At 59.8% G+C, this 26,095-nt stretch carries 21 protein-coding genes and 4 pseudogenes; 15 read left to right on the forward strand and 10 right to left on the reverse strand.

Annotated features, from left to right (window positions below; all coding sequences use genetic code 11):
* Positions 1 to 247 (forward strand): hypothetical protein (locus FJW08_RS33410; protein WP_210241225.1); only part of this gene is annotated, 247 nt, incomplete at its 5' end.
* Between the two features lie 112 nt (positions 248 to 359).
* Here FJW08_RS33410 and FJW08_RS28815 read toward each other — a convergent pair.
* From FJW08_RS28815 to FJW08_RS28825, 3 genes and pseudogenes are all read right to left on the reverse strand, one after another.
* Positions 360 to 572 carry a hypothetical protein gene (locus FJW08_RS28815; protein WP_140813277.1) on the reverse strand — a complete coding sequence of 71 codons (213 nt, stop codon included), beginning with the start codon at positions 570 to 572 and terminating at the stop codon, positions 360 to 362.
* A gap of 6 nt (positions 573 to 578) precedes the next feature.
* Positions 579 to 824, reverse strand: coding sequence for a hypothetical protein (locus FJW08_RS28820; RefSeq protein ID WP_140813278.1), 246 nt, complete (start codon positions 822 to 824; stop codon positions 579 to 581).
* Between the two features lie 134 nt (positions 825 to 958).
* A pseudogene (locus FJW08_RS28825) lies at positions 959 to 1,632 on the reverse strand (peptidase U32 family protein).
* On the opposite strand from FJW08_RS28825, the pseudogene FJW08_RS28830 reads away from it, so the two are divergent.
* From FJW08_RS28830 to FJW08_RS28850, 4 genes and pseudogenes are all read left to right on the forward strand, one after another.
* Positions 1,629 to 1,784 (forward strand): annotated as a pseudogene (locus FJW08_RS28830) (IS1595 family transposase); the annotation flags it as partial. The pseudogenes FJW08_RS28825 and FJW08_RS28830 overlap by 4 nt on opposite strands.
* A gap of 396 nt (positions 1,785 to 2,180) precedes the next feature.
* A complete protein-coding gene (locus FJW08_RS33140; RefSeq protein ID WP_246682646.1) occupies positions 2,181 to 2,531 on the forward strand; it encodes a LysE family transporter in 351 nt (116 codons plus the stop codon).
* A 528-nt stretch (positions 2,532 to 3,059) separates the two neighbouring features.
* A complete protein-coding gene (locus FJW08_RS28840) occupies positions 3,060 to 4,766 on the forward strand; it encodes a DNA polymerase/3'-5' exonuclease PolX (protein WP_140813279.1) in 1,707 nt (568 codons plus the stop codon).
* Positions 4,767 to 6,743: 1,977 nt separating this feature from the next.
* Positions 6,744 to 6,961 (forward strand): annotated as a pseudogene (locus tag FJW08_RS28850) (hypothetical protein).
* 162 nt (positions 6,962 to 7,123) lie between these two features.
* Here the strand turns inward: FJW08_RS28850 and repC are convergent.
* From repC to FJW08_RS33150, 4 genes and pseudogenes are all read right to left on the reverse strand, one after another.
* Positions 7,124 to 8,329, reverse strand: coding sequence for a plasmid replication protein RepC (repC, locus tag FJW08_RS28855; protein ID WP_140813281.1), 1,206 nt, complete (start codon positions 8,327 to 8,329; stop codon positions 7,124 to 7,126).
* Between the two features lie 154 nt (positions 8,330 to 8,483).
* Complete coding sequence (gene repB, locus FJW08_RS28860) at positions 8,484 to 9,515, reverse strand: plasmid partitioning protein RepB (RefSeq protein ID WP_140762512.1); 1,032 nt, start codon at positions 9,513 to 9,515, stop codon at positions 8,484 to 8,486.
* A complete protein-coding gene (gene repA, locus FJW08_RS28865; RefSeq protein WP_140762510.1) occupies positions 9,512 to 10,693 on the reverse strand; it encodes a plasmid partitioning protein RepA in 1,182 nt (393 codons plus the stop codon). The genes repB and repA overlap by 4 nt, the downstream gene beginning before the upstream one ends.
* 1,566 nt (positions 10,694 to 12,259) lie before the next feature.
* Positions 12,260 to 12,552, reverse strand: a pseudogene (locus FJW08_RS33150) (integrase); the annotation flags it as partial.
* Between the two features lie 148 nt (positions 12,553 to 12,700).
* On the opposite strand from FJW08_RS33150, the gene FJW08_RS28880 reads away from it, so the two are divergent.
* The 4 genes from FJW08_RS28880 to FJW08_RS28895 all read left to right on the forward strand — a co-directional run bounded on the left by FJW08_RS28880 (position 12,701) and on the right by FJW08_RS28895 (position 14,488).
* On the forward strand, positions 12,701 to 13,036 hold the full coding sequence (locus tag FJW08_RS28880; RefSeq protein WP_181173754.1) for an MbcA/ParS/Xre antitoxin family protein: 336 nt from the start codon (positions 12,701 to 12,703) through the stop codon (positions 13,034 to 13,036).
* Complete coding sequence (locus tag FJW08_RS28885; protein WP_140813282.1) at positions 13,033 to 13,545, forward strand: RES family NAD+ phosphorylase; 513 nt, start codon at positions 13,033 to 13,035, stop codon at positions 13,543 to 13,545. Before FJW08_RS28880 ends, FJW08_RS28885 begins: the two co-directional genes overlap by 4 nt.
* Positions 13,546 to 13,853: 308 nt before the next feature.
* The gene (locus FJW08_RS28890; protein ID WP_140762504.1) at positions 13,854 to 14,087 is read left to right on the forward strand and encodes an AbrB/MazE/SpoVT family DNA-binding domain-containing protein; all 234 of its coding nucleotides are present in this window, start codon (positions 13,854 to 13,856) and stop codon (positions 14,085 to 14,087) included.
* The gene (locus FJW08_RS28895; RefSeq protein ID WP_140813283.1) at positions 14,084 to 14,488 is read left to right on the forward strand and encodes a type II toxin-antitoxin system VapC family toxin; all 405 of its coding nucleotides are present in this window, start codon (positions 14,084 to 14,086) and stop codon (positions 14,486 to 14,488) included. Before FJW08_RS28890 ends, FJW08_RS28895 begins: the two co-directional genes overlap by 4 nt.
* Before the next feature lie 56 nt (positions 14,489 to 14,544).
* Here the strand turns inward: FJW08_RS28895 and FJW08_RS28900 are convergent, their stop codons facing one another.
* Complete coding sequence (locus FJW08_RS28900; RefSeq protein ID WP_140813284.1) at positions 14,545 to 15,942, reverse strand: site-specific integrase; 1,398 nt, start codon at positions 15,940 to 15,942, stop codon at positions 14,545 to 14,547.
* 125 nt (positions 15,943 to 16,067) lie between these two features.
* Here FJW08_RS28900 and FJW08_RS28905 point away from each other — a divergent pair, with 125 nt between their 5' ends.
* Both FJW08_RS28905 and FJW08_RS28910 read left to right on the forward strand, forming a co-directional pair.
* Entirely contained in the window at positions 16,068 to 17,021 is a 954-nt protein-coding gene (locus FJW08_RS28905) for a DUF1403 family protein (protein WP_140813285.1), read from the forward strand.
* Between the two features lie 2 nt (positions 17,022 to 17,023).
* Positions 17,024 to 17,719, forward strand: coding sequence for an SMC-Scp complex subunit ScpB (locus tag FJW08_RS28910; RefSeq protein WP_140813286.1), 696 nt, complete (start codon positions 17,024 to 17,026; stop codon positions 17,717 to 17,719).
* Between the two features lie 124 nt (positions 17,720 to 17,843).
* Here FJW08_RS28910 and FJW08_RS28915 read toward each other — a convergent pair whose 3' ends face one another.
* Positions 17,844 to 18,215, reverse strand: coding sequence for a hypothetical protein (locus FJW08_RS28915; protein WP_140813287.1), 372 nt, complete (start codon positions 18,213 to 18,215; stop codon positions 17,844 to 17,846).
* A gap of 632 nt (positions 18,216 to 18,847) precedes the next feature.
* Here FJW08_RS28915 and FJW08_RS28920 point away from each other — a divergent pair.
* The 4 genes from FJW08_RS28920 to FJW08_RS28935 are packed head-to-tail and all read left to right on the forward strand — an operon-like array spanning position 18,848 to position 24,110.
* The gene (locus FJW08_RS28920; protein ID WP_140813288.1) at positions 18,848 to 20,404 is read left to right on the forward strand and encodes an ABC transporter substrate-binding protein; all 1,557 of its coding nucleotides are present in this window, start codon (positions 18,848 to 18,850) and stop codon (positions 20,402 to 20,404) included.
* A 42-nt stretch (positions 20,405 to 20,446) separates the two neighbouring features.
* Positions 20,447 to 22,249, forward strand: coding sequence for an ABC transporter ATP-binding protein (locus FJW08_RS28925; protein ID WP_140813289.1), 1,803 nt, complete (start codon positions 20,447 to 20,449; stop codon positions 22,247 to 22,249).
* Entirely contained in the window at positions 22,246 to 23,109 is an 864-nt protein-coding gene (locus FJW08_RS28930) for an ABC transporter permease (RefSeq protein WP_140813290.1), read from the forward strand. Before FJW08_RS28925 ends, FJW08_RS28930 begins: the two co-directional genes overlap by 4 nt.
* Before the next feature lie 2 nt (positions 23,110 to 23,111).
* Positions 23,112 to 24,110 carry an ABC transporter permease gene (locus FJW08_RS28935; protein WP_140813291.1) on the forward strand — a complete coding sequence of 333 codons (999 nt, stop codon included), beginning with the start codon at positions 23,112 to 23,114 and terminating at the stop codon, positions 24,108 to 24,110.
* 54 nt (positions 24,111 to 24,164) lie between these two features.
* Here the strand turns inward: FJW08_RS28935 and FJW08_RS28940 are convergent, their stop codons facing one another.
* Positions 24,165 to 26,012, reverse strand: coding sequence for a PAS domain-containing sensor histidine kinase (locus tag FJW08_RS28940; RefSeq protein WP_140813292.1), 1,848 nt, complete (start codon positions 26,010 to 26,012; stop codon positions 24,165 to 24,167).
* Between the last annotated feature and the right edge of the window lie 83 nt (positions 26,013 to 26,095).

The following is a 26,095-nucleotide window of genomic DNA, read 5'->3' on the forward strand; positions in this document are numbered from 1 at the left end:
GACTTCACCGCCCCAGCGGCAGTTTGGAGACCGCCGCAAGTTCTTCCTCGTCTCTAATCCCGGCCTGATAGTTTGCTATAACGCGGGATGCGAGCGCTTCACCCCGCTCTGGCGATTGGCCCTCGGTTTTCAACTTCTCGAAAACGCGGCCCAGCAGAGCGACTTCGGAGGAATCGAACACCCCAGCTTCTTTAGCTCGTTGGTAAACTGGCATGTGCCCTCCCTCGATGGATGCGTGAAAAACTAAACTCGTTCAGAGATTCGACGCAAAGCAAAAATGGATCGGTGTTGGCCCGACATTCTTGGCAGATGCGTTCGGCGGCTCGCGCGGCCGAGCTCGCGATCAAGGCATGCCCGCGTCAAAAATCAATTGCAAATCCCGCCTCAATCGCACTTCGCGCAACGAAGTCGCCGAGTTCCCAGTCCGTCAGTTCGCAATGCGGAAAAGCTCGCCGCGTTGCCTCAATGACCTCGGATATCGAGATGCTCGGCCTGCTGACGTTGTCGATCAAGTGGCGGATGATCGCTTGGCGAAGGTCCGAAAAAGCAGGCTTCTGGTCGGTCGTGGGCATCCGGCCCTAGGAATGGAGCTGGGGTGCTACGCTGTCGGCCGTCGTTTTATCGAAAGCCACAGCCACACCGTGAACGATGGATGCCGCCGCCAACATCTCCTCTAATTGGCGGTCAGAGGCCTTACAGGTCGGCATGAGTGTTCGGATGGCGCGAATTGCCTGTGCGATGGAGAGGAACCGAGCTTTGCCTCTGGAAAGCACATAGGCCTCGGTAGCTCTTTCAACCGTGATGGAATGAAAAGCGTTGCTCATCAAGAATACCTCCCTGAACCCAGAGCAATGTGATTTATCGCCAAGATCTGTCAGCCTTCAAGGGCATGTCCGATTCCGACAGTCGGCCAATGAAAGAAGACCGGCCCGAGCGTCCACGCGATTTCGGACATCGGCTATCTCCATTTCTTTTCATAGGCGCCCGCTGTCTGCCGAGCTCCTTCTGACTGGCCTGCTAGAAGCTGATCGATGTCGACAGGGGCAAATCTTTTCGACCGCATCGACGGCTTTCCTGAAGGCTACGACCTGGCTCACGTACCCTTGCCGCGCTGGCGACTCTCGATTTTCAGCGCAGTCACCCCTGCGGCCTTGACGAAGATAGATAGCAGCGACCCTCGATCATCACGCAAAGCCCGCCGAAAACGAACGCTTCGGTTTCCACGTCGATCGCGCGGTTCAGAGCGGCTATCTCCTGAACCGAAAGCACCCTGGGAAGGACGACGCGGCGGATGCCGAAATGAGCCGCATAGAATCCGATCGCTTCGGGTGTCGCCGCCGCGGCCTGCACCGACAGATGAAGGCGGGTCTGCTTGTGGGTCGTCGCCACATGGTCAAGGACGGCGAAATCTGCGGCTATGATAGCGTCCGCACCGCTTTCGGCCGCCGTGTCTGCTGCCTTCTTCCAAATATCGACTGCATCGACAGGCGCGAAGGTATTGATAGCGATCAGAACCTTGCTGCCGTGGTCGTGCGCGAAACGCGCGCCCTGCGCGAGTTCATCCCGGGAAAAGTTCAGTCCTGGCAAACTGCGGGCGTTCGTCTCGTCGCGAAATCCGCAATAAACCGCAATCGGATAAGGGTTTGTCCTCTGTCCGGCTCGCCGAGATCCTTGGAGTGAGCCAGCCGACGGCCTGGCGGATGGGTCACGCACTGCGGCTGATGGTGGCGCGGGAAAACATGCTCGACGGCACGGTTGAGATCGACCATTTCCATCTCGGTGGAAACCCCGAAAGCGGACCCCAATCCACCAAGGGCTGGTCGGGGCTGGGCGCTTCCGCAGGCGGATTGAACGGCGTTAACGCCGGCGCAGGTGCCTCCTTCGGCGGTTCAAGCGGCGCGCCTCTGAGAATCGTCTCATTAAAAGATCGCGCTGACCTCGCTGGGAACATTACCCACGGTTGACACCGGAACGGTGAAAGAATGGCTGAGCCCTTGAGACGGCAAGTTTCCAATGAGTGAACGAGGTCTCCGTTGAGCAACTACCCGGCTGCCATAGTTTCGATTAAGCGACTCCAGTCATTGTAAGAGGAAAAGCTCATCGATTCCGCCCTCTGGATAGCATTTGTTGGAACGGTCATCCTAATGCAGATGCCACCGGGGCCAGATAGTATCTTGGTGATGGCGCGAGGCATTGGACAGGGGCGCGCGACCGCGCTGTTCACCGTTCTTGGCATGACAGTTGGCGCGGGGATGGTGCAACTGCCGCTAATCGTGTTGGGGATTTCCTCGCTCGTGAGCGCATCCCACCTCGCATTCAAAATGCTGCAATGGGCGGGAGCCGCCTATCTCGTTTGGCTCGGACTACGGCTAGCGTTCACCTCATCCGCTACGACGGCCTGGCAGGTGGGAGATGTGACACCGCTCGCCGCTGCGCGGGAGGGCATGATTGCCAATCTGGTAAACCCCTGGCCGATCGGCTTCATGGTCGCGTTCCTGCCTCAGTTGTCGATCCGCATGGGGACTCAGTGACGTTGCAGCTTTTGCTCCTAGGGGCGACCCAGAAGATGACGGGCGTTTTGGTCTTAGGAACTTACGCCTTGGCGTCCGGCACACTTGGCGCGTGGATAATGAAGCGGCCTCGCGTACGGGTCTGGCAGCAGCGGATCGTAGGCCTATTCACCATTGGCCTTGGATTTTCGAATGGCTTTCGGCGGCGGAGCTAGCCGTTAACCACGCACGACTACCTCTTTGGGCGAGGTCGATGATGCGGCGGTCTCCCGCGTTGGACGCCATGAGATGGTCGCGCGGCGCTCCGGTCGCGGCGCCGATCACTTGGGCGGAGATGGAGACGCTTGATGCGCCATCGCATTTCCACGTCGGCGATGCTCCTGAATTGAAGAAACGCGCAACCAGCAAATTTCTGGTGGGATGGGGTCGAGCCGACCAATCATTGCCAAGTCTGAAGCCCCGCTCCGCGAAAGGCAGCAAGGCTGGGTCAAGGGGTTCGCTGCCTTGGCCTGATGGAACCTGCGAAGATCGGCCCCGTTTGCCTCAACCATGGCAAAAACCGACGCCCGGACAGTCGCCAGCCTCCTAAGGGAATACGGACATCGCACGGCGCTGCGCGGTGACAACGCCTATCGCACAAAAGCATATCTGCGCGCCGCCGATAGTCTGGCTGCGTTGTCGCAGCCGCTCGACCGGATCATCGCCGCCGGCGCCCTCACCCGAATCCCGGGGATCGGCGACGCGATCGCGGACATTGTGCGCAAGCTCTATGAAACGGGAACGCACCCACGCCTTGAGGAACTGCGCGAGGAGGTCCCGGCGGGGGTGATGGAGCTTTTTGCCATACCAGGGCTTCGGCCCGACAAGATACTGAAGCTTCATCAGGCGCTCGGCGTGAACTCGTTGGCTGAGCTCGAAGCCGCCGCAAAGGCAGATCGCATCCGGCCAGTCAAACGCCTCGGTGCTTCGCTTCAGACAAAAATCCTGCAAAACCTGGCTATCGCTCGAAGCGGCGAAACACAGCTTCACCTGCACAAGGCCGCGGCTCTCCTTGAGCATGCCGTCATTTCCGTGAAGCAAGAGCATCCAGAGTTTTCGCGCGTGGAAATTGCCGGTGATTTCCGGCGCGGTTGCGAACTTGTTGCCGACCTCGCGCTGGTAGCGCTGGGGAAGAAGCCGACCGAAATCGAGCGGTCCAGCCTCCAGCTTGTCGTCACGGATAAGAAGCACTTTGGCGCCAGCCTACTCGAAGCAACCGGATCGGCGGCCCATCTTGAGCAGTTGAAGATGTATGCGACCGAGAGAGGGTTCGCCCTCAAACCCAACGGGCTCTACCACGGGAGAAAGCTGATCGCGGCAGCGACAGAGAAGGAAATCTACGAAGCGTTGGACCTACAGTTCATCGAACCCGAACTGCGCGAAGGCAGGGACGAGATTGAGCGGGCAGCGAGGCAGCAGTTACCTCCTCTTGTCCGGGACGAAGATCTGCGTGGCATCCTGCATTCTCACACGACCGCATCCGATGGCACCGAGACGCTCGAGGCAATGGCTGAAGCGACCCGCAAGCGTGGGTTCGAGTACTATGGCGTCGCCGACCATTCGCAATCGGCCCACTACGCGGGCGGGCTCACGCTGCGAGAGATTGCTGAACAGCACCGCGAAGCCGATCGGCTAAACAAGAAGTATGGTGGAGAATTCCGTATCCTGAAGGGCATCGAGGCAGACATCCTGGTCGATGGATCGCTTGATTATCCGGACCACGTCTTGAAGCAGTTCGATTTCGTTGTCGCGAGCGTGCACAGCCGCTTCAACTTGCCCAAGAAAGAGCAGACGGACCGTATCATTGAGGCAATCGCCAATCCCCTCACGACAATCATCGGCCACATGACCGGCCGCCAGTTGTTGCGTCGTCCCGGCTACGATGTCGACGTCGACAAGGTCATCAGAGCGTGCGCGAAATATGGCGTCGCTGTCGAAATCAATGCGCATCCGTGGCGGCTCGATCTCGACTGGCGGTGGCATCAGAAGGCACTCGACTACGGCTGCATCTTCAGCATTAATCCGGACGCTCATTCAATCCGCGAACTCGACCACATGCATTGGGGGGTCGAGATGGCCCGCAAGGGAGGTGTCCCAAGGACACGGGTTCTCAATGCGATGGGATCGGCGGCTCTGCTTGCGAAGCTTTCAGAGCGCAAGTCCGATTCCAGAAACGGCGGAAAGTGCCGCTCGCCTGCCCGGAAAGCTGTCGGATGAGGATCGAGATCCTGGGGCCCGTAAACAGGTAACGGTGCTCGGGCGAGTCGCTGTGGTTTTCCCTACCAGCGCCGCAACGCGAACAAGGGACCTTACGATGCACCATCTCTGCAGCGATCGCCAGGCCCTTACCGAGACCTTGCGCGTCAGACCGGCTATGCCGGCGGCCGAGCCGGGGATAACGGGATCTCGGGAGGATCCGATCGGAGCCTGCGATCCAGAACTTGTTGTAGGCGGTGACATGACAGGCATTCGCGCGCGGTCTTTTTCGCGCACCACGGTCCCACGCGGGCGCGGGATGATGAGGGTACGGGGGGTCGGGGCGCGTGCCAGTTATCCGATCACCCGCTCAGAATTTTCTACCAAACATTCCTCTGCTTTGGTACGATTCCGGCTCTTGATTTTTTCAAGAAGTGGCGCACGAATCGACGCTTGGGGGAGGAAGACGACCATGGGTGCTCAGACATCCCGTCTGCCGTCACACACCGCTCAGGACGTCATCAGTGCAGTGTTGAAGGACGCCCCCGTGGGCAGTGTGGTCTCCGTTAAGGCAACCCTCGAAGCTGTTCGTAGGGAGTGTCCTCAGCTAACCAAGACGGACTGTGAGCTGATCGAGTTGATGATCAGTATAGCAACCATGGATGACGTGTTCCTGGTGTTCGATCTTCACGAGGAAAGGGTGGAACTCTCAGGGCCAACCCAAGTTAGGCCTAATGGTTTCAGGAAAGCATCGAGCATGGCTGCTGCTCATCAGGTCGAGGGTCTTTCGGAAACAGCTCCCGGGGGTCCTGGGTCTGCCCGTAGAGCCAACCCTACCTGACCCATTGCCGACCCTGTTGGATGACCTTGACAAGGCCGAGGCCGCCAAAGAACTTGCGTCCAAAAGGAAGCCGCCATCTCCCTCCATTGGTTCACCCCCCGATCACGATAAGGACCACCGAGCCAGGCATGCGGTTCAACGTCAGCAATGCTGAGGCTGCCGCCGCAGAACTTCTGAAGTGGACCAAACGTGGCCCTGAGTGGCACCGTGCAGTGAGCGTTTGGCGATTGTTCCGTCCGTTACTTTCTAATGACCCAATGCAGCAAGACTGCGTCAACGCACTCGCACCCGGTGAGCTCGAAGATGAGGCTCCTAGCCAGGTTGCGCCATTCACACTCGGGCACGTCAGTTTCCGAGACCAAATTTCGAAATACAGACCGGACAATGTCTGCATGGAACGCGGACACTCGGTGCTTCTCAGCCTCCCTGGGCGCCTCGTCCGCCTTGCGCTGGCGTAACCGCTTTAGAAGGTCGCGTGATGCTGCGATTGCACGGCGGGATCGGTCTAGATCGCGACGAATTGAGGCGATGTCACTTAAAGAGCGGCGCTGCGAGACGAAGCTGGCGTCTATCATCGCACGCGCGACGTCTGTACGGCTTTCGATCATAGCTACCTCCCAATAGCTACAATTTTAACGAGTCGAATCTAATGCGGTGCTCAGAAGGATTCAAATGTCGGTTTGATACCGAGAAAGGCTGCCTTTCGCCAAGCAGAGCGCCGGCCGCGGATTGGGACGCGATATGCCGCGCCTCCGCACCGGCCAAACCGACCCTCCCAGGTCCGCCGCGAGGTCACAACATAGGACCGCGGCCACGCCGTCAATCGATGGAGCCGATCTCGCCAGCGTATATGTCGTTTCAGGACGCCCGTTCTGGCACCCATCTTGCATGACCATTTCATCTTGGGAGAGGGATGGAATGAGTTTATTTAATCGCCTGCTCGACAAGGATCTGACCCTGCAATGTCCAAGCTGCAGAGCCAAGCTGGTTAGGAAGGGCTCCTGGGTCAAGTCCGTCGCGATATTCACATGCGAACGATGCGGTGAGAAGGTACGGCTCTCTTACAGCGAGAAGCTTGAGATTTTTAGGCGGGGCGCCTCCAACTGACTGGGCCGGACTTAAGCGGAACCTAGTACCTCCCGGCGTCTGATGCCGGATTGAGCACATGGGGCATCAACTTTTTTGATGCTAGCGAATAACGTCCCTGAGACGAACCCACGCGGATGTCATCTCAGTTGACGAACTGACCCACAAGCTCATCGCCGGCGCCAAGGCCCTCGGCATCAAGCGGAGCGAAATCGATGAGGAGGTGGACAGCATTTACCGCACAATCCTCGACGCGATTGTGCACTTCGATCCTGGTCTGCCCGAGTGACGTGTCAGCTTGACTCGTTCCCACTGCGTTCCCATTTTGGTCTTCCCCGACGGAACTAAGCCGGCCCCATCGGCCGGCTTGCGCACACGCCACTGTCGATCGTTGTCGACGTAATGAAGGCAATTGCGCATCGCCTCACACCGTCTATGGGATTGGCGATCGTCATCCTGCCATCCTCGCCGTTACGCCATTCGCCTTCAGTGCCGCCATCAGCATCGGCCCGACCGAAAACGCCCCCGCCCTGGCCTTGTCAGTCAGCACGCGCAGATAGCCGCCGGCGGAATTGATGTGCTGAGCACGTTGCAGGATACAGGCAATCACGACCGCAGCGGGTTCCTGGCCCATCGCATGGCAGGCCTCCTCATATGCAGATGGCGAGACACCAAGGTACCCCCGCACCTGGGCGGCGGTGATCATGAGATCGCGCCAGTTGCTGATCCCGTCGACGGCATAGTCCACAATTTCCGGGCAGGCTTTCAGCACAAGCCCAAGCGGAAAGGCTTTCAGGGGCTCTGCGGTTCTCGTCCTTGGCTCGGCCGGCGCCTCGCTTTTGTCTAAAGCAGGTTCAAATTCAAAAATAGAGTCGGTATTTGAATTAGATTGCTGCCGTTCGTTTTGAGAGTCATTGCCGCCTGAATTCGTGGATTTCATATGATTGTCCAGCAGCTTAGTGACTTCCTCGTGTAATTCCGCAAGATCCGCGACAATCGGCTCGAGCTCGGCAATGCAGGCTCGGCGCGGAATTGCGCCCACAACGCCGCGGAAGCGCTTCCACAGGCCTCCCCAGTCGCCAGGGACGTCTTCGTCAAGAGCCGCCTCTATCAGCTTGTGGATGTCGCGGCGGTGCAAGGTGATCCGCTCCCGCATAAGCCTGAGCGCCCTGTTGTCGGCGCGAACACGCTCGGCTGCTGCCTCGAACTCGTAAGCCCGGGCCAGCAGCGGTGCCAGGGAGAAGCCAAATGCTTCCTCGATCTCCCCTCCTCTGCCCTTGCGGGCGTAACGCTTGCCGTTCGGGCTATCCCGACGGATGATCAGCCCGCAGTCCACAAGAGCCGCCAGGTGGCGCCTGAGCGTGGCATCAGGCATTCCGTGCGCTCTGAGCGACAGCTGAGCGTTCGAGGGAAAGACGATGAGGTCGTTTTCCTCACTCAACTCACTGTCAGGATAGAACGATAACAACGCATTCAGGACGGCCAGAGCACGATCGCCGATGCCGACGATGCTCTTGCCTTCGCAGAGGTTGCGGTAGATCTGCCACTTGTCGACGACCCTGCCCTTGGGAATTTCACGTGAATCGTTTTGCGCTGCCAGCATGGCAAGCGACATCGGCCGCCGCCCAAAGGGCGTCGTTGCAATACCCGTCTCCATTTTCTTTCACCCTCGATTAGGCAAAAGAAATCTGCTCGCCAAAACGACGCCAATGACTCTTGACAGTGATTCGTGGAGATGCGATTCTCGGAGTGCTTAGTTCAGAGAGAGGCTTCCACGGCTTGCCGTTCGGGGGCCTTTTTCTTTTGCGGTTTCAGACTCCCTGTTTCGTGGTGGACTTCCGAAAGGCCTCAAACAGGTCGTCCAGTTGTCCGGCGATAAACGCTGCGAAACGCGATCCTTCGGCCTCTCCCACGGCAATCATGGTAGTTTTTCCGTTGTCTTTGAGGCTGACGCTGACCGTTTTATCTGGAGCAGCCCAGGATTTCATAGCAATCATGGGCTTTGATGGCTTCGTCGGAGCCGCAGGTCCTTTAATCGGATTGGTATCCGACGGCAGCGTCTCAAGCAGCATGATGAATCTGTCATCGGACGTTGCCTCGCGGAATTTGTTTTTGTGAGTAAGATCGAAGGCTTTCGCGAGTGAGCCGTCGACGGAATAGCGGTTCGAGAATTCCTGCCATCGTCCTCGACCAATCCCGGGGGCTTTACCAATCGATTGCAGTATCTCCTTGTCGACCGAGGAGGCGATTTTGATCATCTCGGAGACGTGCGATTTTCCGGTCGACAACGAAGCGCAGATGGTATCCCGTTTGTATCCTGCTTCCTGTTGCGCAAGCGCAAAAGCGCATTTTTCGATGTATGAAAGATCCTCTCGAGCTGTGTTTTCTTCCCCTTGGAAAATGACTGCTTGTTCATCAGTCAGATCGCGGACGGCCGCTTTGAACCCGATCCCAAGCTGCTTAGCTGCCGCTAGCCTTCTGCGACCATAGACGATTTGAAACTCGCCATCCTTGCCTTGTACTGGCCGAACCAATCCAGGCACAATTTGACCGCGCTCCCGCATGGATTCTGTGATTTCAGCAATGGCGGAAATCTCGTAAGCGTCATCATACCGATCGGTGATAGATGACGGCCGTATTTTGTCGGGATCGAGTTCAATGATTTGTTCGCCTGACTTCAATAACTTGTCGGCGATATCGCTACGCTCTTGCATTTGGCGAACACCAGCCGCTACCTTCATCAGGTGTGGGGATGACGTGCGACGGCTGAGGCCCTCCTCCGAATCCTCCCCAAGTTGCCCCAAAACAGCAGCAAACATGCCCTTAGAATCTTTGCGGCTCACTGTTCACGCCTCCATGCCGTTGTGATGAGGCTTTCTATTTCCGCGTTCGCGGCATTGATCGATTCGATTGCACGATCATAGGTTTTAGGTGCGGAGAACCTCGATCGTTGCACTTCGTAGAGGCTCTGCTTCCAAGTGAGAGCGTCGGCAACCGCAGTTGATTTGGAGACTGAATTCAGAAGTAGATCCTCGCCAAAAACTTGACGCATTAGGGCCTGCATGTTGGCTTGCGGGTGGTCGTTCGCCTCAAATTTGGTGATGAGGAACTTGGCGAAATCCCAACGCGCACCTGCACCAGCCTCATCCAGGATTTGCATATAAGACGCGGCCAGCTCCAAAAACTTGCCTGTGGAATCGACATCGAGCATGTGAGCCGGAACTGGGATGAGGACCCCGGTGGCGGCCGTGAGCGAGGAAAGCGTCAGGAAATTGAGTGACGGCGCGCAGTCGAGAAGCACGATGTCGTAGCGATCAACGATCTGTTCTAGCGCCTGTGACACTCGAAGAAGGAAACTCGTTCCACCGCTCTTGCGCATCTCAAGGGTAACGGCGGTTTCGAATTCTGTCAGCTCAAGACCGGCGCAGATGACGTCGAATCCGATGACATGTGTCTGATGCACAATTTTTTCTGTTGGCACCGGATCATCAAACCGGATCGCCGAGTAAAGCGTGTCACCTTCTCGGTAGTCAAATCCGGGTAATGCTCCTTGCAGACTGGTTAACGAGGCCTGAGGATCCATGTCGACTGCGAGAACGCGATACCCACGAAGTGCCAGCCAGTGACCCAAGTGAATAGTGGTCGCTGTCTTGGACGATCCGCCTTTGAAGTTGGTGATCGCGATGATCTGGCAGTCTTCGCCATCAACGCGACGAGGATTGATCCACTTTTTTCGCGCCTTTTCCGCCAGATGCATCCGAAGCTCAAGCACCTGCCCCACGGAATATAGGCGCTTTCCGGTGGTTGTTGTTTCTGGCTCGGGTCCCTGCCCTTTTAAGGAAACCTGTCGTATGTAAGCTTCGGTCACCCCCAGCAATGCCGCCACTTCGGTCGAAGTGAATTTGCGCATCGTACGAACCGCGTCAGGAGGATACTGAGCCAGCGAAAGATTGTTGAGTGCCTTCTCGAGTTTCGTCGAAAAGGTATTCATGAATTGAAGGCTACTTAGATGCCGGGTCACCCAGATTCTCCTCTTGCACCCAGCCACAATGATAGCGACTGTGGTTAACAAGCCGTTAACGCCACGCCAACTACGCCAACTTTTCGAATTACGCGGTTTTTCCGTTACTGGGCTTATGCCCGATTCGGAGTATTCGGGCAAATGGACGCACAGGCAGTTCCCAGCTGGGAACTTTTCGTGATCGCTGGCTTCCTGTACCTCAAAGTTGCACTCGACGCCGGTTTCTCTGTTGGCCTCTAGCTTCCCGCGTTCGGCGGCGAGCGACCTACAACAGTGCAGGCAGCTTTCGGCGCCTGGAGAGACCCCCACATTGGCGCGTCGGCGGAATTCCCCGTTGTGACGCCAGGCGCGGAGCTCGCGCAGTTATTCGCGTGGGCAACGATCGGTTATGTTATGGTGGCGGCCATGCCACGCTCTTCCGATGTCCCTTCGCGACCCGCCAGGCTCAGTTAGGCGCCCCACAGCCCCCTTCCCGCCACGAGGCATTCTTTCCCGGGCCGAGAGGTTCCCGCGAATGGCAATTCAGTGGCTAGGATTTGTCGCCCCAGCCGTCACATGCGATTTGCCAGCAATCGACACCGTTTGGCACGTGGGCGCCCTGTCCACGCGCACCCTCCTCCGGTGCGTCGACGATGAGGCAAGCAAGAGGCTGCTGCAGTCGCCAGGCAACTTCCCTCTGGGTGTAGTCCAAGTGAAGGATCCTGATGACGTCTCGAGAACCAAACTTCTCGCACAACTCGTCCGCCCGTACTTTGAGTTCCCAGCTGGGAACAGTCTTCCAGTTGGAGGCTTGCACGGCGCCACCTAGACACCATCAACTTTATGGTTGGGCATGTGGCCCTCGGGTGGGTTGGCGCTTCCACAGTCACCCGCGGCTGGGGACGAACCGGACCCTACAATCCTTAGTTAGATTCTCATGTTCCGCGTCAAGTTGAAGACAAGAAGGCTCACCTGCTTGGCAGGTTAGCGCAGCAATCGGATCGGCCGAAGCCGCACAGGGCTAGGGGGGGGGGTGGAGCTCAGAGACGACGTTTGATCAGGCTCTCATCCGCGGGTTGGGCACCGGCCTTCCGTGTCTTCGTCTCGGGGCTGTCCTCGGTCTAGAAGGCGCACGTCAAGCGCATCGGTTCGGCCACATAACTTGCGACGGAGTTCCCCACCGTGGCCCCACCCCCAGCACTGTGCAGCGGGTTGGGTCGAGACCGGCTATGACGGCGCGACCTCCCGGCCGATCCCACAAGAAGGCGGCCATCTCGCGTGCGATCGCAGCCACGACCACCGGCGGCTTCTTGCCGGCGGCGCTGAGGCGGCAATAGCGGGCGCAAAGCCAGACCTGCCCCTTCCAGGCAAAGTCGCGGACAGCCTTGGCCAACCCCTCGACCCGGGCCCTCAGGGCCTCGCTGACCCTGGCGGGGTAGCGGCAAGTCCATGCCGCGTCGACCAGGGCGCGGCGGGCGCGTCGATTGCCGGCGAGCGCACGGCTCGACCGGCGAGCCGTGGCCCGTTTGACCGTTCCCCCGGGACAAGGCCGAGAAAGGCCTTCAACTGCGGCGGCGTATCGAAGCCTCGGTCGAACGCCCGACCGCGTTGCGTATTGTGCCAGGTCAGCGACACAGGCAGCACTCGATGGTCGACGCCGACTTGTGTCGCTTGCCGATGCCGAGGCCTGGGCCGTGATGTAGAGGCCGACGATCTGTGGGTCTGGCGGCTGCGGATCAAACGGCTGACGCGGGCATCGGGCTCAAAAAATGCTTCCAGTTGGCGGCATAGGCGTGACGGGTGTTTGCCGAACTCGCTGCTTCGACATAAGCGCGCGCACGGTCAGCTTGATCCGCGTGCGTGCCAGGGCGTGGCAGCAGCTTGAATGGCTCGGTCCCGGGCTTGAAAGGTACCGAGAACTGCCATATTCTTTTGCACAAGAAACATGACTCCTGATATGGTAGGATGAATTCTGTGGCCCATGCACTCAAGATCCCCGAGCAGAATGGACCTCTCATCTTGTCCTATATGGACCGGAACGGGAAGATTGCGATCGAGCAGGTCGCGGACGGTTTTGGCATGTCCAAGGGCCAGTTGGCCCAGACCGCCGGTCTTGCTCGCGAGACCCTTTATCGCTCAGAGCGCAGCGCTGCGGTTAAGACACAGGGGCGTCTGCGGGAAATGCTTGAGATCATCAGTCGTGTGACGGATTGGGCGGGCGGCAAGGAGCAGGCGATGGCCTGGTATCGAGCTCAGCCGCTTCCAGCATTTGGCGGACGCACAGCTGAAGCGCTGGTGAAGGAAGGCAAGGCCGCTGCGGTCCGTGATTATCTCGATCACATGGCCGTTGGTGGTTTCGCTTGAGGTTCGTTGGAACCTGCTACCGCGCACACGATCCACGTTGGGCATTCAAGCCGACTTCCGGCGAAGGGGCGGCGATCAGAGGTGCGCGATTTAATCCCAAAGGCGTGCCGGCGCTCTATTTGGCGCTGACCATCATGACAGCGGTCAAGGAAGCCAACCAGGGGTTCGCGCACCGGATCGATCCTTGCGTGCTGTGTTCCTATGAGATCGACTGCGATGACATCACGGATCTGACGACGGACGAGGCGAAGGGAGAATTTTCTATCGCGCTCGTGGACATGGCCTGCGCCTGGGCGACGGCGCTCAGCGACGGAGAGCGCCCGGCGTCTTGGTCCGTCTACGACCGGCTGCGATCCCAGGGTATTGCCGGCATTCTGGTGCCGAGCTTTGCACCAGGCGCCGAAACAGACGATCGCAACCTCGTGCTTTGGGACTGGGGTCCGTCATCGCCGCATAAGGTGACGGTGTTCGACCCGAGTGGACGATTGCCGAAAGACCAGTTGTCCTAGCGGTAGGGCTCGGTGGCGAACAGCTGTTGGACTTTCGGCGCGCATGCCAATTTGGTGCCGGCCTGACTGAGTAAGGGGGAGGAGCCTTCTTCTACAATCCGTTCGCCTTGATGAAATTGACGCGGAACCGATCGCGCCGGCCCTGGTCTTCGCGCGTCATACGCCTTTCGTCAGGTCGCCACCGGCGCCGGCGGCGAGTGCCGTGCGTATAGGCCGCTGCGCTCTTTGGTGATTTCGATTAGCTTGGGATTGAAATTTGACGTCTGGGGTAATACCTTCTGTAGATCCGGTATTACAAAGGTGCAAACATGGCTACGACAGTCACAGCCAAGGGCCAGGTGACCATCCCGAAGCCCGTCCGCGATTTTCTCGGTATTATTCCCGGCAGCAAAGTTGATTTCCACCGTGCGGCCGATGGTAGTGTCGTGCTGGCGCGCTCTGACAAAAAGCAGCCCGCGAGCCGCTTCGCAAAATTGCGGGGTCATGCCGGCAAGGGGCTCGACACCAATGCGATCATGGCATTGACGCGTGGCGAAGCGTGACGCTGGTCGACACCAACGTTCTGCTCGACCTTGTCACCGATGATCCGAAGTGGGCGGATTGGTCGATCGGTCAGCTTGAGGCGGCGAGCCTCGATGGGCCTCTACTGATCAACGACGCAGTCTATGCCGAGCTTGCCGTTCGATATGAGCGCATTGAGGATCTCGACGCGTTTGTCGATGAGGCGGGTCTCGACCTCGCTCCGATGCCGCGCGCTGCCCTGTTTCTTGCTGGAAAGGTATTCACGCAATATCGCAAGCCGGGCGGATCGCGCACCGGCGTGCTACCCGACTTCTTCATTGGCGCCCATGCCGCCGTCAACGGGCTGCCGCTGCTGACCCGCGACATCGGCCGCTATCGCACCTATTTTCCATCATTGAAACTGATAACCCCGAACCGCTGAGCTAACCGTCCGGACGGACGGACTTGTGGTCGGGCAGGGGAGGGGGCCAATTGTCCCTACAGTCCGCTTGCCTTGGTGAGATTGACACGGAAGCGATCGCGTCTGCGCTGATATTTGCGGGTCATTTCGGACGAGGCATGGCCAAGCTGCTTTTGGACATAGCGCTCGTCGACTTCGGCCGAGGACGCAAGACCGGCGCGGAGCGAATGGCCTGAAAACCTCATCTCTCGCTGGCCTTCCGGCAGATCGCCACGCACGCCGGCGGCGAGCGCGGTGCGTTTGACCAGGCGGGCGACCTCCTGATCGTTGAGCCGATCGGCTCCGATTTTTTTGCCATGCCCTGTCACTCTTCGGAAGAGCGGCCCGTGTCCGATGCGTGCAAGCTTGAGCCAGGTTGCCAGCGCCACGACCGGGCAGCTCGCATCGGACGAGCCGCGCCCAACTTCGACCTCGCGCCAGCCAGTCTTGCCGCGCAAGGTGACCAGAACGCCCTTGTCGGGGAAGAATTCGGCCCAGCCGCGGCCGTCTTCGGTCTGGTCGCGCGAAACATCGAGGCCGACGATTTCGGAGCGGCGCAGGCCGCCGGCAAAGCCGAGGAGCAACATGGCGCGGTCGCGCAAGCCGCGCAGGGTGCCGCGGTCGAGCGTTTCCAGCATGGCAATCAGGTCTTCAGGCAGGATTGCTTCCTTCTGCCGGGGAGGGGAAGCGTGGGTGTTGCGGATGCCGGCCATGACGGTAGCGATGTGGCGGTCCTTCCTGTCGAGCGGCTGGCCGCGTTGCGCATAATTCCAGGTCAGCGAGGAGAGGCGGCGCTCGATCGTCGACACCGAGTTCGGCTTCTTGTCCCCGGTTGCCTTTCCCGAGGCTTGAGCCGTGATGTAGAGGCCGACCAGCTGCGGATCGGGCGGCAACACGTCGAGATGCTGCCGGCGGGCCCAGGCGCAAAAATGCTTCCAGTCGGCAGCGTAGGCGCGGCGCGTGTTGGCGGAGCTTGCCGCCTCGACGTAATCGCGCGCGCGATCGGCCAGTGCGTCGAGATGCGCCGGCAGGCGCTCGGTCGAGACGACCGGAAGGGGAGGGGGTGAGGCGTGGTCGGCATCGCCGGCGGAAAGCCAACGGTGAGCCTGCGAACGCTTTCCGAACTCCGAACGGTGAGCGTCCGGTTCGCCTTCAGGCGTATCGGAAGGTAAAGATGGCGAACGCCCGAAGGGCTGGGAGCCATAGCGGAGGGCATCGGCTTCTTCCGCCGCCGGCTCTTGTGGCGCGCGGCCCATCTCCAGGACGACGTCGATGATGTCGGGCATGTCGTCGGCGAACGTGGCGTCGGGCTCGGCCGAGCCTGCGGCCACGTTCTGGTTGACACGTTCCCGATCGACAGGGGGCGCCGTTTCCTGTGGTCGAGCGGCGCCGCGCCGAGTACGGTTTTCGGGGTTTTGGTCGACGTGGGAGGCCATTTCTCCTATAAAGAGCAAAACGAATGATAAGGCAACATTATCGTTCGTTTTGTGCATCCGACAGGCTGTGCGTTTTCGGCGGAAATTGATGGCGCAAAGCGCACCGCCGCTTTACCCTCGCAAGCATGATTCGCCTCGACCCCGCCACCGCCAGCCTCGCTGCGCCGCCCGCCGTTCCGGCCTGGGCGCTCGCAAGCGCCGACGCGCCCAATGACGCGGACGCCGCTTTCCAGGCCGGCGCCGCCTTGGGTGCGCTCGACAGCCTCGCCTGGGCGCAACACGCCTGGGCCGGCGCATGGCGCCACCGGCTGGCGCTCAAATGCGCCGCCGCCAGCATGCGGCTCGCCGGCCGTGCCGAGGACGAAGCCGCGCTCCGTGACACCTGGCACTTGCGCCCGGCCGGCGCCGATCCCGGCCCCGCCGGCGCCATCCTTGGCGCCTGGCGGCAGTTGGCCGCGCAGCCGCCCGTCGTCAGCGCCGACAGGCTCGAAAAGATCGTCGACCAGCTTGGCCTTCACTGGGACGGCGCGGCGCTCACCGACCTCTGCACGGAGATCGAAAAGCTGGCCGAATCCCGGCGGCCGGCGCCGTTCGCCGCCGCGGCGATCGCCGCCCGCGTCGTCGCCATGCGGCCCGACTCCGAGCTTTTTGCCTGGTGGCTGGCCGACCTGGTGCTGGCGCAAAGTTTTCGGTGGCCGCGACCGCTGCCGCTGTTGATGACGCAGGTTTTTGGCGCGGCGTTTCGCGCCGAAGGCGGCGGCAGGAGAAGAAAACCGGGCGAAAAGAATTTTGAGCGGGCGGTCTGCGTTGCGCTGGTTCAAGCCGCGGCGGAGGCCTGCCGGCTGGCCGCCGAGTTGTCGCGCCGCGCCGAAAAACTGCTGGCGGTGGCGCCGAAACTGCGCGCGAAAGGCGCCGGCGACGTGATTTTTTTGCTGCTCAATGAAGATGCCGTCGCCGGATCGTTGGCGACGAAAAACCTGTCGCGTTTTGCGGCGCGACGCCTCTTCGACCGGCTGCAGCAACTCGATGCCGTGTGCGAGCTGTCGGGTCGCACCAGCTTCCGCCTGTTTGGGCTCTAGCGATGAGCGAAGCGTCCGCCCGTCGCAAGCCGAATGAACAGCCTGTGCTGCTGGACACGGAACTGGACCACCTGCCGCCGGAACTGCGCTGGCGCGAATGGATGGGCCGCGTCGAAGCGGTGATTTTTTCCGCCAGCGACCCGGTGACACGGAGTGTCCTCGCGCGGGTGGTGGGGAAGGATTGCAATCTCGAACTGATCATCGACGATATCCGCGCCGAGCTCGCCGGCCGCCCCTATGAGCTCGTGTCCGTCGCCGGCGGCTGGCAGCACCGGACCAAGAAGATTTTTGGCGACGCCATCCGCTCCGCCTTCGGCACGGCGGCGGGCGAGGGGGCAAAAGAACTTTCGCAGTCCGAAGCGCTGGTCTTGATGTGCATTGCCTATTTCCAGCCGATCACGCGTGGCGAGCTGTCGAGCTTTTTCGGCAAGGAGGTGTCGCGCGACCTGATCGGCGTGTTGCGCGCGCAGGAGCTGATCGCCTCGGGCCCGCGCTCGCCGCAGCCGGGTGCGCCTTACACCTATGTGACGACCAAGAACTTTCTGTCGCAGTTCGGGCTCGACACGCTGCGCCAGCTACCGGATTTCGAGGCGCTCGAGGACGCCGGACTGCTGAGTAAAGAGAAGCTGCTGGCGGGCGACATCATGCCGGTGTTTTCCGATCGGGATGAGAGACAGGTTGGGGAAGAAGCGCTGTGAGGATTTTCTGGGGTGCCTGGCCTCGGGAGCTACTTCAGCGCGCTTTCGAGGGGAGCCAATCCTCGACGGCCTGAATGGGAGTTGAAGTTTTCTGAACTCGCTTTTATTGCCTCGTTGCCGCCCGTCAATTGGCAACCCAGAGGCTGTTGAGCTCGTGTCCTAGAGCCCACTGGGCGGGAGTCTGGCTGTCACTGCATTTGGACTCATACGGGTCGCGAACCATCTGGAACTCCTTGTCGAGCACTGCGCCGAACAGAAAGCACTCGTCCTTGTACTGACCACGTTCCCCGCTCGCCATCTTCACCGTCGCCTTGACGACGATGCCGTCCAGATTGCGACCCTTCCAGTTGACGGTACCGTAGTCCTGAACCTCGGAAATCACGTCCGTAGCCTTCCAGTTATCTTGTAAAAGGCCTGCGTTCCACTTTGCGAAATCAGGGAACAGGTTCTCCACATTGATGGAGGAGGTGTTGGCCTTGCCCGAGTTGGAAGGCAAGACCGCTCTCCAGAAAAACCCTCATCCGACCAAGTCCCTCGCCGGGGCCGCCTGGATCATCGCCAAACTCGGAGGCTGGGATGGCTACCCCAAGTCCAAGCCACCAGGCCCAATCACCTTCCGTCACGGTCTTCAGCACTTCCAATCCATCGCCCACGGCTGGAGCCTGCGAGATGTGTGAATCGCCTAGCCGCGGTCGGGGGGGGGCGATCGTCTGGCCAAGGCGCGATGTCTCTTGGAGATCGAGGCGTGGCGAGCTCACATGCAGGCTCTTCTCGAGCCGCTTTCCAAGCTCGGCACGATCCTTCCCTGACCGTCCGGAAGCTCACCAAACACGTTCTGAAAAGAATCCGCGCCTGCAAAGGTCCACATACCTGTCTGGCGAGCCGCGATCTATACCCTGGGGATAGGGTAACCTCTGCTTGATGTTCATAGACCGCGATCAGCGGACTGACGTATCGTGGCGACAATCTCTGAGTGTCCGCATCGATGCCATGCGCTGCAAGAAGATCTTGTTGGCAACGGTGGACGCTGGGTTAAACAAGAGCGTGAAATGCCTCGTTGGCCAAGAATCGACTGCGGATGGCCTTCCTACAATCCTAGTGAAGTACCAGGCCAACGGGAAATCCTTCATGCAGATTTACGCGTACCTGGCCAAACGATCTTTCAAACGCAGCGTCGTCGTATGCGTGCTGGGACTCGTTCTCGGTTTGCTGGGTTCGATGGCGCCGGTCTGCGCCCAGGAGGTACTTCGTGTCCCTTATGTCACCGATATTGGAACTTTCGACCCAGACAATGGGTTTGAGATCGGGGCGATGAGCGCTATCGACAACGTCTACGAAGGCTTGGTCGAATATCAGCCAGGATCCACGAAGATCGTCGGTCTGCTGGCCAGAAGTTGGGAGATTTCGAAAGACGGGCTCACCTACACGTTCCATCTGGTCGACGGCGTCAAGTTCCACGACGGCACGCCTTTCAATGCCGCGGCTGTCGTGAGTTCCTTCCAGCGCCGCCGCAACCGTGGAATGAGCCTGAGTTATTCACTGAGCAACGTGACTGACGTGAGGGCGCGGGACGATCTCACGGTGGTGCTCACTCTCGGCCATCCTCAACCCTCCTTGCTGGACGGACTCTCCAGTCCGTGGGGACCCAAAGTCATCAGCCCGACCGCACTCGCCCAGCATGACAATGGCGATTTCGCAAAAACCTGGCTCAACGAGCATGCCGTGGGCACCGGGCCGTTCAAGCTCACGGAGTTCAATCGCGGGCAGCGTTACGTGCTCGAGCGCAACGACAACTATTGGGGTGATAAGCCCTTCTTTCGGGCTATCCAAATTTCGGTGGTGCCCGATATCAGCCAGCAAATTCTTCAACTTCAGGCCGGTCTGATCGATGCCGTGCCGATCAACTATCCGTTCGCGCAGCTCACGAACCTCCCAGCAGGTTTCGAGATAACCGCCGCTCCCAGCATGAATCAGTTCGACCTCTTCGTTAGGCCGGGTTCGCAACTAGATGACTTGGAAGTTCGTAAGGCCGTGATGACGGCAATCAACCCGGCCTTGTGGGTTAAGGATGCCTTTGGACAATTCGCGTCTCCTTCGAAATCGCTGTACTCAAAGGTTATGCTCGACGCTTCGCATCCAGTGGAGTTCCCTACCGACTTTAACGCGGCCAAGTCTGCGATCGCCAACCATGGCGAGGTCAATCTTGTTATCGGTCTCCACAGTGCAGCGCCGAGCTACGGCCGCATTGCTGATCTGATGATCGCGCAACTGGCTCTGATCGGGGCGAAGGCAAGCGCCTATGTGCTGCCGTCCGGCGCCGCCTATACACTGAAGGACGATCCGAGTCCTCCCGACTTGCTGCTCACCATCTCAGGTCCTGATGCCGCACACCCAGAAAACCAGGCGAAGGTGTTCTTCACCAAGGACGCACCCCTCAATTTTTTCGGCCGTGTGCTGCCGGAGGCCGATGCCATTGTCGATCGGGCTGGGCAGATGACGGAAATCAAAGAACGTGACGCGCTTTACGAGCAGGCGGCCCAATTGTATTTCGACGCTGGCTACGTCATTCCGCTGGTTGACGTCGATGATGTGGTAGTCCACGTCCACGGTTTGGAGGACCTTGGACTACGTCCTGTGTACCCGCCGGGCAACATAGATTTCGCCACCGTTCGACGGGGACAGTAAAACTGGATAAGTCGCTGTTTCCGGTGAATCAGGTCGCAGTCGATGACTAGGCTCCCGCACCGAACGTTCGAACCGGCGGCAAACAAACCGGTTCTTGCCGTCAAAGACCTTTCGGTCATGCTCAGCCGCGAAGGTCGTCGCTCCCGTGTCCTCGATGGCATCAGCTTTGACTTGTTTCCCGGTGAGATCGTTGCGCTGGTCGGAGAAAGTGGCTCAGGCAAATCAAGCATAGGGTTGACGATTCAGGGGCTTCTGCCACGTGAGAGCCAACCGCATGTTACAGGCTCGATCCTGCTGACAGGCACCGAGTTAGTCGGAGCTGGAGCGCATACACTGCGGCACGCCCGCCGTCATCTCGTTCGTGCCATTTCGCAAGATCCGATGGGCGCGCTCAACCCCACCATGACCATCCGCCGCCAGATGGGGGAGTCCAATGGCGGGTCAAACGCATCAATCGTCGACTGGCTCAGCCGAACCGGCTTGCCTGATCCGGACCGCATCGCGGACGCTCTTCCGCATCGTCTCTCGGGGGGGCAGCGTCAACGCGTTTTGATTGCCATGGCGGTGATGGCAAAACCTAAATTGCTGATAGCCGACGAGCCGAACACCGCGCTTGACGTCACCACCCAAAAGCAAATCCTCGATCTGTTGCGAGACCACGTCCGCGAGCACACCGCGATTCTGTTCGTAACGCACGATCTTGCCGTGGCGGCATCACTGGCGGACCGTGTACTGGTTCTCTACGCCGGGCGCGTCGCCGAGATCGGCCATATCCGCGATGTCATCCGCAATCCTGCACACCCCTATTCCGCTGGCCTCCTTGCCGCCCGCTTCGACTTCAACTCCGATCGGTTGCGGCCGCTCCCCACTCTTCCGCCGGAGCGCAGACACTCCGTCAATGTCGAAAGCGCCTGCGCTTATGCAACGCGTTGCCCACTCGTCCAGTCAGATTGCACGACGATCCGGCCAGCACTGCGGCCTGTTTCCTCCCACCGCGGAACAGCGGCCTGCCTCCACGCCGAACAGACACCATTCCTCGCGAAACATAGCGCAGCCTCGAAGCCATGGCCGGCCCAGACGACCCAGGAAGGTATCGTTTTGAAGCTGTCGAATGTTGGAAAGAGCTATCCGACGGGCGCCCGATCGTTTTGGCGCGCCCGTCGACCGAAACCCGTACTGAAATCGATCAGCCTCTCGATCAAGGTTGGGGAGTGCGTGGCTCTGGTAGGTGAGAGTGGTGCCGGCAAGTCCACCCTTCTGAGAATTGCCGCCGGGCTCCTGGCTTGCGACAGTGGGAAAGTTTCACGCTTCGACAACTTACTTCCGCAAGTGGTGTTTCAGGACCCGATATCGGCGCTCACGCCGTGGCTCTCGATCGGCGAACAAATCGGCGAGCGCCTGCGCGCACTGTCGCGGGACAGGGACTACCGTCGGCGGCGCGTTGGAGAGGCACTCAAGCTGGTTGAGCTCGACCCGGTACTGATGGACGCTTTGCCGGCCGAGCTTTCCGTCGGGCAGTGCCAGCGTGCCGTTGTGGCGCGGGGTGTTATCGTCCGCCCAAAACTTCTCCTCTGCGACGAACCGATCAGCGCTATGGACGTCTCGCTCGCAGCCACGACATTGAACCTTCTCGGCGACCTCCGCCGGAGGCTCGGCATGGCGATGTTATTCGTTACCCACGATCTTGCGGCCGCGAGGATTATCGCCGATCGCATTGCAGTGCTGAAGGACGGCGAATTGGTGGAGGTTGCCGACCCAGATACGCTCCTTGCCGCGCCCCAGACCGCTTACACACGCTCGCTCATCGCGGCCGTGCCGGGTCTCGATTCGGAACAAGGTCGATGACCGGCATGTCGGACCTGGATACACGGCCTGCCAGGCCCCGGTTCAACTGGCGCGATTTCTTCCGGCGTGCCGGGTGGCTCGAAAGCATCGGCATTGTCGGCGTGCCCGTTGTCACTGCAGTCGCCCTGCTAGCCCCCTGGATAACGCCGTTTGACCCACAACTGCGCGTCGCCGCGGCCTATCTGCCGCCATCGGCTGAGCATTGGTTCGGCACCGACGAGATCGGTCGCGATCTGTTCTCGCGTGTCGTTCTCGGCGTTCAATACACGTGGCTGCCAGGGCTGATCTTGATCGGTTTCAGCCTCATCGTCGGTTCACTACTCGGGCTGATCTCCGGCCTGATGGGCGATAGGGTCGATTTGGTTATCCAGCGCATCACCGACCTGTTCCTAGTACTCCCAGCGACGCTCATCGCACTCGCTGTTGTTGCCTCGCTCGGTCCTGGGCTGGTCGACACGATGATCGCGATTGCCATTTTCTGGTGGCCCTGGTACGCGCGCATATCCCGTGATGAAATTCGTCGCCTCAAAGCCCGCCCCCATGTCGAGGCGGCCCGCATCGCCGGAGTCCGTGGTCGGCGACTGCTTCTGCGCTATTTGCTGCCGGGAGCCGCCCCCGCCTTGCTCATCGCTGCGTCGTTGGATCTCGCGAATGTCATCATGACCCTATCGTTGATGTCGTTCCTTGGCCTTGGGTTACCCGCACCGGCGCCTGAACTCGGAGCGATGACCGCGCGCGCGCTCGACAGCCTCACCGTCCACTGGTGGCTGCCAATCCTGCCGGCCGCGATCATCTTCTTTCTCTGCCTGCTCACCAATCTGGCCGGCGACGGCCTGCGTGCCGCACTGAGAGGCGCGTGACTATGCTGACTTACCTGATCAAGTGCATCGCCGGTGCTGCCGTCGTCCTCCTGGTTATGAGCTTCATCGTTTTCTGTCTTCAGAGCATTATTCCCGCCGATCCAGTGCGGGCTGTAGCTGGGCCGAGCGCTCCGCCCGAAACTATCAAAGCGATACGCGAGCAACTCGGCATCGACCAGCCGGTCGTTGTCCAGTACGAGCGCTTTCTCCTGCGCCTCGTTCATGGGGATCTTGGCATCTCAGTGAGGACCCGGCGGCCAGTAGCTGTCGATATACGGCAATATTTGCCCGCCACGATCGAGCTTGTGCTGGTATCGCTAACCTTGGGGGCGGCGCTTTCGGGCGCCATGGCGCTACTTCAGTTTATATTTACGGGATCGACCGGCATACGGCTCGCTATAATCGGTGCGGGCTCGACACCGGTCTTTCTGTCGGCTTTGCTTCTGGCTTACTTTTTCTGGTTCCGGCTCGGATGGCTTCCAGGAGCAGGTCGCCTTGATTTTAGCCGCTTTAGCGGGTTCACCGGCCCCACAGGGCTCAATCTCATCGATGGAATACTGACCGGCCGTCCCGAGGTCAGCGTAGATGCGCTGAAGCACATTTTCCTCCCCGCACTCGCACTGGCATTGCCCATCGGCGTTGCGGTTGGCCGAAGCCTGAACGGTGCGCTTCACGATGTCGTGAGCCAGGCATATGTCCGGACGGCCCGCGGCAAGGGCCTTAGCGAGACAAGTGTGTTGTTGCGCCACGGTTTGCGCAACGCCGCCTCGGCCCCGCTGTCTATGTTCAGCCTTCAAGTCCGCCTCCTCTTCGGCGGCCTTCTTGTTGTCGAGCGCGTATTCGGGTGGCCTGGGCTAGGCCTATATGCAGTTCAAGCTTTTGCCAGCGCCGACCTGCCAGCGGTGCTAGGCGTCGCCATGGTCTTTGGCATCCTATACATTTTGGTCAACACGTTCGTGGAAATCAGCCAGTCGCTAGCTGACCCTCGGATTGATCTGTGACCTGTAGAGCCTGCCCCTCGATCCCGATGACAAATCGCATTGATTTTGTTTGTTCTAGCCGGGTCCCGGTTCGGCAGTCGAGATCTTGGTTGCTTTGGCGGAGCCTTTTGGCAGGCCGAAGGTTATCGACGCACCGCCAGTTGCGATGTTGTCGGCCCAAAGCCGGCCGCCGTGAGACTCGATGATCGAGCGGCAGATCGCCAGGCCCATTCCCAATCCCTCTTGCTTGGTGGTGTAAAACGCCTCAAAAATCCTTTCCGGATCGCTCAGTCCGCGCCCTTGGTCGCACACCTCTACCTCGACCATCCCGTCGCCACGACACCGCGAGACGATTCGCAGCCTTCTCGACTGGGCGTTGATGTCGTGCATAGCTTCGATGCCGTTGCGTACAAGGTTCAACACGACCTGCTCCATTTGCACATGATCGGCGGTAACTGCTGGCAGGCGAGGGTCAAGTTCAATATCAAGTTTGACACTGCTCGACTGAAGCTTGTCGGCAAGCAGGTCACACACTTCAATGACCACCGCATTTAGATCTATCGGCTCGGGCTCAGCTGTCGTCCTCGCGAACAATGCCCGGATACGGCTGATCACCTGAGCGGCAGCATCGGCATTTCGGATGATCTTTTGAGCGACCCGAATGGCATTATCGAAGCTTGGCGGGTCCGCACCGAGCCATCTCTGGAAGGCGCCGGCGTTCGCCACCACAGCCTGCAGCGGCTGGTTAAGCTCATGTGCGATGGAAACCGATAGTTCGGACAAACTGGCTGCTCGCAGCGCACGCGAAAGTCTCTCGTCCGCCAGGCGCAGCGCCTCCTGCGCGCGGATTTCGTCATCGATGTCCAAGTTCACGCCATACCAACGCACGATAGTGCCATCGTCATCGCGCAGTGGTTCGAAGCGCGAATCTATCCAGCGATACTCGCCATCTTTGCGGCAAATCCGACCTTTGTGCTGGAGCGGCTCACCGCGCGCAAAGGACGTCTTGAACGCAGCCTTCATGGCTGCCCGGTCGTCCGGATGGAACAACTCCACATGTTTGGCGAATTGAGGCTTGCCGCTTGGTTCCTTCTCCGTTGGGTCTACTCCGGCCCAGTCGACGAAACGCTTGTTGAAATAATATGGCAGGCCCGCCGGCGTCAGAAGCCAGATCATGGTCGGGACTGTATCGACAAGAAGTCGCAGTTCTCTCTCGCTCTGGCGCAATGCGGCTTCGGCTTTCCTCTGATCGTCGATATCCTCGATTTGACCGTTCCAGCCAATTATCCTTCCACGATCATCTCGCGAAGCGACGCCAATATCGCGAAACCACCGGTATGTGCCGTCGAACCGCCGGACGCGCCATTCGTCGTTCAGCGGTTCACCGGTCGACATGCTGTGGCGCCACCTGGCTATGCTCGCCTCGACGTCGTCCGGATGGATAAACTGTGCCCACGAATAGTCATCTGCATCCATCATCCTTTGCATTTCGTCGGCCGTAACACCCACGTATGCGAGGGCAGCAGGATTGAAGAACCGAAGGCGGCCGTTTGGATGGGCTGCCCATCCGAGACCCGGGATGTTGGCAATATCGGGCTTAGTGCCCTGGTAGCTTTGATCGTAGAAGCTCATGGTCCTGAAAATCTTGATCACGAGCCACAGCGCGAACGCCGCCACGACAAACACCACCCACCGGGCCACCCCGCCTGTGGCCCTGGATTCCGGCAAAAACAGGATCGCGGATGAAAGCAGACCAGCCGCGGCAACGGCCACCAGTCCCGCCTTCCAGCCGATGCAGATGCATATGATCGCAACCGCAACCAGCAGACCGGAGGGCTCATCGATAGATATTGCCAGCAATACGCTCGCAGCGCCGATCACCAATGCCACGGCGCGGCGTTGTTTTGATGACGTCAGCTCCATTCTTGAGACCCTCTCGAGACCGCCTCTGCGTCCGTCTCCCGGTCGCGGCCGTTATCCAAGCAGCTAAAGGAGCCCTGCACTTG

Origin of the sequence: Mesorhizobium sp. B3-2-1, assembly GCF_006439515.1 — a bacterium.
Lineage (GTDB): Bacteria > Pseudomonadota > Alphaproteobacteria > Rhizobiales > Rhizobiaceae > Mesorhizobium.

Excerpts from the sequence above, each read along its gene's own strand:
- FJW08_RS28815 (WP_140813277.1), bottom strand. The coding sequence starts at position 572 with ATGCCCACGACCGACCAGAAGCCTGCTTTTTCGGACCTTCGCCAAGCG.
- FJW08_RS28820 (WP_140813278.1), bottom strand. The coding sequence starts at position 824 with ATGAGCAACGCTTTTCATTCCATCACGGTTGAAAGAGCTACCGAGGCC.
- FJW08_RS33140 (WP_246682646.1), top strand. The coding sequence starts at position 2,181 with ATGGCGCGAGGCATTGGACAGGGGCGCGCGACCGCGCTGTTCACCGTT.
- FJW08_RS28840 (WP_140813279.1), top strand. The coding sequence starts at position 3,060 with ATGGCAAAAACCGACGCCCGGACAGTCGCCAGCCTCCTAAGGGAATAC.
- repC (WP_140813281.1), bottom strand. The coding sequence starts at position 8,329 with ATGGAGACGGGTATTGCAACGACGCCCTTTGGGCGGCGGCCGATGTCG.
- FJW08_RS28880 (WP_181173754.1), top strand. The coding sequence starts at position 12,701 with ATGGACCGGAACGGGAAGATTGCGATCGAGCAGGTCGCGGACGGTTTT.
- FJW08_RS28890 (WP_140762504.1), top strand. The coding sequence starts at position 13,854 with ATGGCTACGACAGTCACAGCCAAGGGCCAGGTGACCATCCCGAAGCCC.
- FJW08_RS28900 (WP_140813284.1), bottom strand. The coding sequence starts at position 15,942 with ATGGCCTCCCACGTCGACCAAAACCCCGAAAACCGTACTCGGCGCGGC.
- FJW08_RS28905 (WP_140813285.1), top strand. The coding sequence starts at position 16,068 with ATGATTCGCCTCGACCCCGCCACCGCCAGCCTCGCTGCGCCGCCCGCC.
- FJW08_RS28910 (WP_140813286.1), top strand. The coding sequence starts at position 17,024 with ATGAGCGAAGCGTCCGCCCGTCGCAAGCCGAATGAACAGCCTGTGCTG.
- FJW08_RS28920 (WP_140813288.1), top strand. The coding sequence starts at position 18,848 with ATGCAGATTTACGCGTACCTGGCCAAACGATCTTTCAAACGCAGCGTC.
- FJW08_RS28925 (WP_140813289.1), top strand. The coding sequence starts at position 20,447 with ATGACTAGGCTCCCGCACCGAACGTTCGAACCGGCGGCAAACAAACCG.
- FJW08_RS28930 (WP_140813290.1), top strand. The coding sequence starts at position 22,246 with ATGACCGGCATGTCGGACCTGGATACACGGCCTGCCAGGCCCCGGTTC.
- FJW08_RS28935 (WP_140813291.1), top strand. The coding sequence starts at position 23,112 with ATGCTGACTTACCTGATCAAGTGCATCGCCGGTGCTGCCGTCGTCCTC.
- FJW08_RS28940 (WP_140813292.1), bottom strand. The coding sequence starts at position 26,012 with ATGGAGCTGACGTCATCAAAACAACGCCGCGCCGTGGCATTGGTGATC.